7 protein-coding genes are annotated in these 5917 nt (G+C 35.9%); 1 reads left to right on the forward strand and 6 read right to left on the reverse strand.

Annotated elements, in window-relative coordinates; translation table 11 throughout:
- Positions 1-248: 248 nt before the first annotated feature.
- Complete coding sequence (locus A9Q93_RS11220) at positions 249-1001, reverse strand: hypothetical protein (RefSeq protein ID WP_303687498.1); 753 nt, start codon at positions 999-1001, stop codon at positions 249-251.
- A gap of 657 nt (positions 1002-1658) precedes the next feature.
- Here A9Q93_RS11220 and A9Q93_RS11225 point away from each other — a divergent pair.
- The gene (locus A9Q93_RS11225; protein WP_303687499.1) at positions 1659-1907 is read left to right on the forward strand and encodes a hypothetical protein; all 249 of its coding nucleotides are present in this window, start codon (positions 1659-1661) and stop codon (positions 1905-1907) included.
- A gap of 92 nt (positions 1908-1999) precedes the next feature.
- Here A9Q93_RS11225 and A9Q93_RS11230 read toward each other — a convergent pair whose 3' ends face one another.
- From A9Q93_RS11230 to cysQ, 5 genes are all read right to left on the reverse strand, one after another.
- Positions 2000-3256: a sulfate adenylyltransferase subunit 1 gene (locus tag A9Q93_RS11230; protein WP_303687503.1), complete on the reverse strand. Its 1257-nt coding sequence runs from the start codon at positions 3254-3256 to the stop codon at positions 2000-2002.
- A 130-nt stretch (positions 3257-3386) separates the two neighbouring features.
- Complete coding sequence (gene cysD / locus A9Q93_RS11235; protein ID WP_303687500.1) at positions 3387-4292, reverse strand: sulfate adenylyltransferase subunit CysD; 906 nt, start codon at positions 4290-4292, stop codon at positions 3387-3389.
- On the reverse strand, positions 4292-4882 hold the full coding sequence (gene cysC, locus A9Q93_RS11240) for an adenylyl-sulfate kinase (protein WP_303687501.1): 591 nt from the start codon (positions 4880-4882) through the stop codon (positions 4292-4294). Before cysC ends, cysD begins: the two co-directional genes overlap by 1 nt.
- Entirely contained in the window at positions 4872-5111 is a 240-nt protein-coding gene (locus tag A9Q93_RS11245; protein WP_303687502.1) for a DUF2061 domain-containing protein, read from the reverse strand. The genes cysC and A9Q93_RS11245 overlap by 11 nt, the downstream gene beginning before the upstream one ends.
- Position 5112: 1 nt before the next feature.
- The coding region (gene cysQ / locus A9Q93_RS11250; RefSeq protein ID WP_369674707.1) for a 3'(2'),5'-bisphosphate nucleotidase CysQ at positions 5113-5917 on the reverse strand (805 nt) is incomplete at its 5' end.

Genomic DNA, 5917 nt, shown 5'->3' on the forward strand with positions numbered 1-5917 from the left:
TTGTATTATCAATTATCAATTAAAAACTAATAGCTAGATAAGAGCATAAAAAATAATGATACCAATAAACCTTCTTTTTGCGCCGCAGCAAATAAAATTTTTAGAGCAAGGTTCTTAAGTCTTGATTTTTTTGTTTCGTTTTTTGATCAAGCAAAAAATGAAAAGAGCCAAAAGCTTACAACTACCACAAAAAAACCGATACACCATTACAGCCTATCGGTTTTTTAAAATCGTTAAAAAAATCTAATTTACAACACCTCAACCACGTTAAGTACATTAAAAGCCCCATTTCTCATATCATACAAAGTACCATTGACTTCTTGACTAAAACTCATCAAGAAAAACACAAAACGCGTACCAGTACCGCTGGGCACATTAGAGGGAACCAAATCAAAACTCTGCCCTGTCGCATCGCGCACTTCAAGAGTCTTCAAGTCGCTCACATATAATTCAGAAGCTTCTGTCTCAAAATCTATGTCAGCAATAGCGCTTAATAAACTTACGTGGGTACTTCCGGTAGGAGCAACAATGGCCTGACTGGGTCTAAAATCAGTAAAGGCAATTGCTCCTGTGGTACTATCTATTGCCATCGGAGCAAACAAGATACTACTCAAAGCGGTACGATTGTTAAAGTCAAAGCCTTTTAAAAACGCTTTACCTTCCGCAGTTGACAAACCTTGAGAAACAGTACGCGAGCCGCGAGCCGAAACAGCATCAGCATTTTTAACTGCTGCCATAACTTTTACAAGACGTGAGGTTACCCTACTATCCTTTGCTTGCAGTAACAAGGGCCGTATCGCATCTCGCATAACCTTGCCGCTACGAGTAATTTGCCCAAATTCTCGACCATTCTCTCGTGTACGAGAAAAGGCAGGATCACTCTCGATCCTAGATTTAGAAATTCCACCTTTGGTTCTCACAAGAAAACCATCTTTTGACTTGTAGAAGGTCAACTCTCCTAGAGTTCCTTCAATCTTTAATAATCCGCTATTTTTAGCCATGACCAAAAAATTTAAAAATTAATATGGACCAAAACTAATAGGGCTAAAAAGTTGCAAAGGGAAAAATGACCAAATTCGAATAAATGTATATAAATGACCCAAAAAATACCATTTATGAGTAAAAAATGCGAAAAATGATCGGTATCAATGAAAACGACAATATCTACAAAACCCATTTAAAAGTTACTCAATTAAAATTTATGGTAAAATATTACTTACTCAAAAGTGCATAACTCTCTAAAGTATTCACGTACATCCGGTCACAAAAAACACCTTAAAGCTAAGTATAGCTTACAAAGAGAGTTGATTATCGATCAAATTAAAAAATCATCGATGAAAACTTAATTTTTTTAAAATGAGTTGTTTATAATTAAATTTTAATTCCATAATTCAAGTTGAAAACTTGTGAAAAATGCAAATGTTAATGTTTTGACTATACCTTAAATCGCACATAAATTTGTATATCACTCATTACGAGTAGTTAAATTAGTTTATTGAAAAGAATTAAACCAATTAAAAATGATTAAACGAAATACTTAATAGCTACTTAATAGATACTTAATAGATAGTGTATGCATAGTGTATGAGAGTTGCATACAAGAAAACAGAGTAAAAGAAGTAAAATCTAATCAAACGCCACATAAACAAATACAAATTATGAAAGCATCAAATACAGAAACCGAACACAAGAGAAACCTAAGAAAAGCGCCGTTATTCATTAACGCAAAAGATGTGGAGCGACTTCTAGATTGTTCTCCATCAACTGCCTATCGAAATTTAAAAGCGGCAAAAGCAGATCATATAAGAGCTAACGGTAAAGTTACTCTTAAAGAATTTGCAGCTCATCTAGAGATTACCTTAGAAGAACTCTATTACAGGTTAGATTATCACAAACCTACTGGTTAAGACTTTTCCACATGTTGTGGTGGTAACTCAGTTACTTTTATAGCTTTGAAGTTATATTCCGCTTTCGCGAAAGCGAGAACACTAACAACAACTTACACAATCATTCCAGCAGCAACAGTCTCATGTGTTTGCTCGTCCACTAGAATAACACTTCCCGTGATTCTATTCTCACGATAGGTATCAATCATTAAAGCCTTACTTATTTTAAGAGTGATGCGACCTATTTCATTCATATGAAACTCTTCTGTAGTTTCTTCTCTCTTTAAAGTTTCAATATCTAGTTTGTAAACCTTTTGTCTGATCATACATACTTGCTCGTTATTAGCATGCATGATTTTATACTTTTTACGAGGCTGAGAAGGTTTTTCATTAAGCCAGCACACCATAACATCAAATTCCTGAGACAACTCCGGCTGGTTGTTAGAACGTACAATCATATCACCTCTAGCAATATCAATATCATCTTCTAAAGTAATCGCAACACTCATAGGAGCAAAAGCCTCTTTAACCTCTTGTTCACCTACGTTTATACTAGCTATCTTAGAAGTAAATCCAGATGGTAACGCAGTGATTTCATCACCTACTCGTACTACTCCACTGCTTAATCTACCGGCATAACCTCGGTAATCTTCAAATCCTTGAAGCTGTGGTCTTAGCACCGTTTGAACAGGAAATCTTAAATCCAACTTATTTAAATCACTGCTTATATGAAGTGTTTCTAGGGTATAAAGTAACGGTGCTGCAGGATACCATTTCATATGTTCAGATCTATGTACCACATTATCACCATGCAAAGCACTCATAGGTATAAAAGTAATATCTCTAGTAAGCATTTTAGAAGAAAACTCTTCAAAGTCTTTCACGATCTTATTATAAACTTGCTCATCATAACCAACTAAGTCCATTTTGTTCACACAAACAATAATATGAGGTATATTCAATAAACTAGCAATAAAAGCATGCCTTCTTGTTTGTTCTATAACGCCATGACGAGCGTCTATAAGAATCAAAGCTACGTTTGCAGTAGAAGCACCAGTAACCATATTTCTCGTGTATTGAATATGACCTGGAGTGTCTGCAATGATAAATTTTCTTTTAGGTGTTGTAAAATAGCGGTAGGCAACATCTATGGTGATACCTTGCTCTCGCTCGTCTCGTAAACCATCAGTAAACATGGCTAGATCAATAGAATCCAGTCCTTTTTGCTTGCTAGAGTTTTCTACAGCATTGATTTGATCTTGAAAAATAGATTTTGAATCGTACAGCAATCTACCTATCAATGTGCTTTTACCATCATCCACACTACCTGCAGTAGTGAATCTTAATAATTGGTTGTCATCTATATTCATTTCTTTCTTATTCTTCAATTAGTCCAGCCTTAAAAAACTCCTGACTTCATTTTCCTATTTACAGCACCTCATCCCTCATCCCTCATACCACGTTCCTCATTCCTCATTCCTAATACCTAATATCTTAAAACTAAAAGTAACCTTGTTTTTTTCGGTCTTCCATTGCAGTTTCAGATCGTTTATCGTCACTACGGTTACCGCGTTCTGTTTGTTTTAATGCCGCAACTTCTAAGATAATTTTATCAATAGTATCTGCATCAGACTCCATTCCACCTGTAATTGTGATATCTCCTAAAGTTCTGAACCTGATCTTTTTTGTAACTACATCATTAGGATCTACATGAGATAAATATTCTGAATAAGGAATCCAGGCATCATTCATCCATACCACCTTTCTCTCATGAGCTAGATATAAATTAGGAATCTTGATTTGTTCTCTGTTGATGTAATTCCAGACATCCATTTCAGTCCAGTTAGAAATAGGGAATGCTCTAAAGTGCTCTCCTTGGTAATGATGACCATTTAATATATTCCACAGCTCTGGACGTTGATTTTTAGGATCCCATTGCCCAAAGTCATCTCTATGAGAAAAGAAACGTTCTTTTGCTCTAGCTTTCTCCTCATCTCTACGCGCTCCACCTATCGCACAATCTATTCCGTGCTTTTCAATAGCATCTAATAAGGTTGTAGTTTGTAAAGCATTTCTCGTGGCATTCTTACCTTTCTCTTCTTGAACACGGCCAGTATCGATAGACTCTTGTACGCTAGCTACGATCATTTCTACATTCTTTTCTTTGGCAATTGCATCTCTAAAGGCAATAGTTTCTGGAAAATTATGTCCTGTATCTACATGCATTAATTTAAAAGGAATCCGAGCTGGATAAAAGGCTTTTTGTGCTAAATGAGTAACTACAATACTGTCTTTACCACCGCTAAATAAAATCACCGGCTTCTCAAATTGCGCCCAGACTTCTCTGATCACGTACATTGCTTCAGACTCTAATTCTTCTAAATAATCGAGATAAAACTTATTCATTAGTTGATTTTTGAACGTATTTCTTTGGATAAAATCGCTACAGATTTTTCAACGGTAAAAATACTAGTTTCTATATGAAAATCTGGCCCTTCTGGTTTTTCATACGGAGCATTAATCCCTGTAAAGTCTTTAATTTTTCCTTCTCTAGCAAGCTGGTACAATCCTTTAACATCACGCTTTTCACATATTTCTAGTGGCGTGTCGATAAAAACCTCCATAAAACGGCTTGCTCCTACGGTATTTTTCACTAATTCTCTATTCTCCTTTAATGGCGATACAAAAGCAGCAATAACTATAAGACCAGCATCTATCATAAGCTTAGCTACCTCTGCAACTCTTCTTAAATTTTCTTCTCGATCTTCTTTACTAAAGCCTAAACCACTATTTAATCCTGTTCTTAAATTATCACCATCTAAAGTAGACGTATGAAAACCATCGTTAATCAACTGTATTTCTAGCGCTTTTGCAATAGTAGATTTACCAGATCCAGACAGTCCAGTGAGCCAAACCACTAAAGGTTGATGCCCTTTTACAGAACTGCGTAACTCTTTTACCTCTTCATAATCGTAAGCAAAAATATTATCTTCCATGGTCTGATTTTCTTCCCTTTAATCCAAAGTTACTTTTATACCAGAAACGTTCATGAAAATAATACAGCAACATTTTTATAAGGGATTCCGCTATAGCTACTCCACTAGCTTTAGAAATTGCTTCTGGATCTTCTTTAAAGAAAACATAAGCCAGAATAAAAGTGGTAACACTAGCGATAATACGCCAGGTAATCGTTTTGGCAATATGCCTTTTCTTAGAAACTTCCATATTACTTCACTATAAAATGCGGATTATACAAATCTTCCTTATTGTACTGCAAAGCTAGATGACTATTTGCATCTACTACCTGAAGTCCAGCAGCTTCACAAATGGCCTGCCCTGCAGCGGTGTCCCATTCCATTGTAGGTCCAAAACGTGGGTATATCTCACAAATACCTGACGCTACTAGACAAAATTTTAAGGAACTACCTATACTCTCTACCTCAATAGATCGATCTGTTTCTTTCTTTAGGTTATCAATAAAAGCAACGGTTTCTTCATTCATATGCGACTTGCTTCCCACAACTTTGAGCACCTTGTCATTCTTCTTAGGTACTAACTGTTCAGCAGCAGCCATTAAGTCATCAAACTCTAGAAGTTCTCCTTTATGAGTGTACTTGTAAGCGGCAGTCATGTCTACAGCAGTGAAATATAAATCTCCTGTAACCGGCACGTAAATAATACCTAGTTGCAATTTTCCATCGCTTAGTAAAGCTATATTAACTGTAAACTCGCCATTTTTATTAATAAACTCCTTAGTGCCATCTAACGGATCGATGATCCAGCACTCTTCCCAATTCTTACGCTTTTTGAAAGGAACATTTTTAATTTCTTCACTGATGATAGGAATGCCAGTGAGTTCCAGCTGTTCTATTAAAATAGCATTAGAAGCAAGATCTGCCTTAGTGAGTGGTGATTCATCGGCTTTGGACTCTGTTTCTATCTCATCTTGATGATAGACTTCTAAGATCGCATCACCTGCCGCAATCGCTGCATTGATACTGTGATACAATAAATCTTGATGAACCATAATT

It is taken from the genome of Nonlabens dokdonensis (assembly GCF_002162835.1).
GTDB lineage: Bacteria > Bacteroidota > Bacteroidia > Flavobacteriales > Flavobacteriaceae > Nonlabens > Nonlabens dokdonensis_B.

What these genes read in the sequence shown, in the direction of transcription:
- A9Q93_RS11220 (WP_303687498.1), bottom strand. Translation starts at nt 1,001, where the DNA reads ATGGCTAAAAATAGCGGATTATTAAAGATTGAAGGAACTCTAGGAGAG.
- A9Q93_RS11225 (WP_303687499.1), top strand. Translation starts at nt 1,659, where the DNA reads ATGAAAGCATCAAATACAGAAACCGAACACAAGAGAAACCTAAGAAAA.
- A9Q93_RS11230 (WP_303687503.1), bottom strand. Translation starts at nt 3,256, where the DNA reads ATGAATATAGATGACAACCAATTATTAAGATTCACTACTGCAGGTAGT.
- cysD (WP_303687500.1), bottom strand. Translation starts at nt 4,292, where the DNA reads ATGAATAAGTTTTATCTCGATTATTTAGAAGAATTAGAGTCTGAAGCA.
- cysC (WP_303687501.1), bottom strand. Translation starts at nt 4,882, where the DNA reads ATGGAAGATAATATTTTTGCTTACGATTATGAAGAGGTAAAAGAGTTA.
- A9Q93_RS11245 (WP_303687502.1), bottom strand. Translation starts at nt 5,111, where the DNA reads ATGGAAGTTTCTAAGAAAAGGCATATTGCCAAAACGATTACCTGGCGT.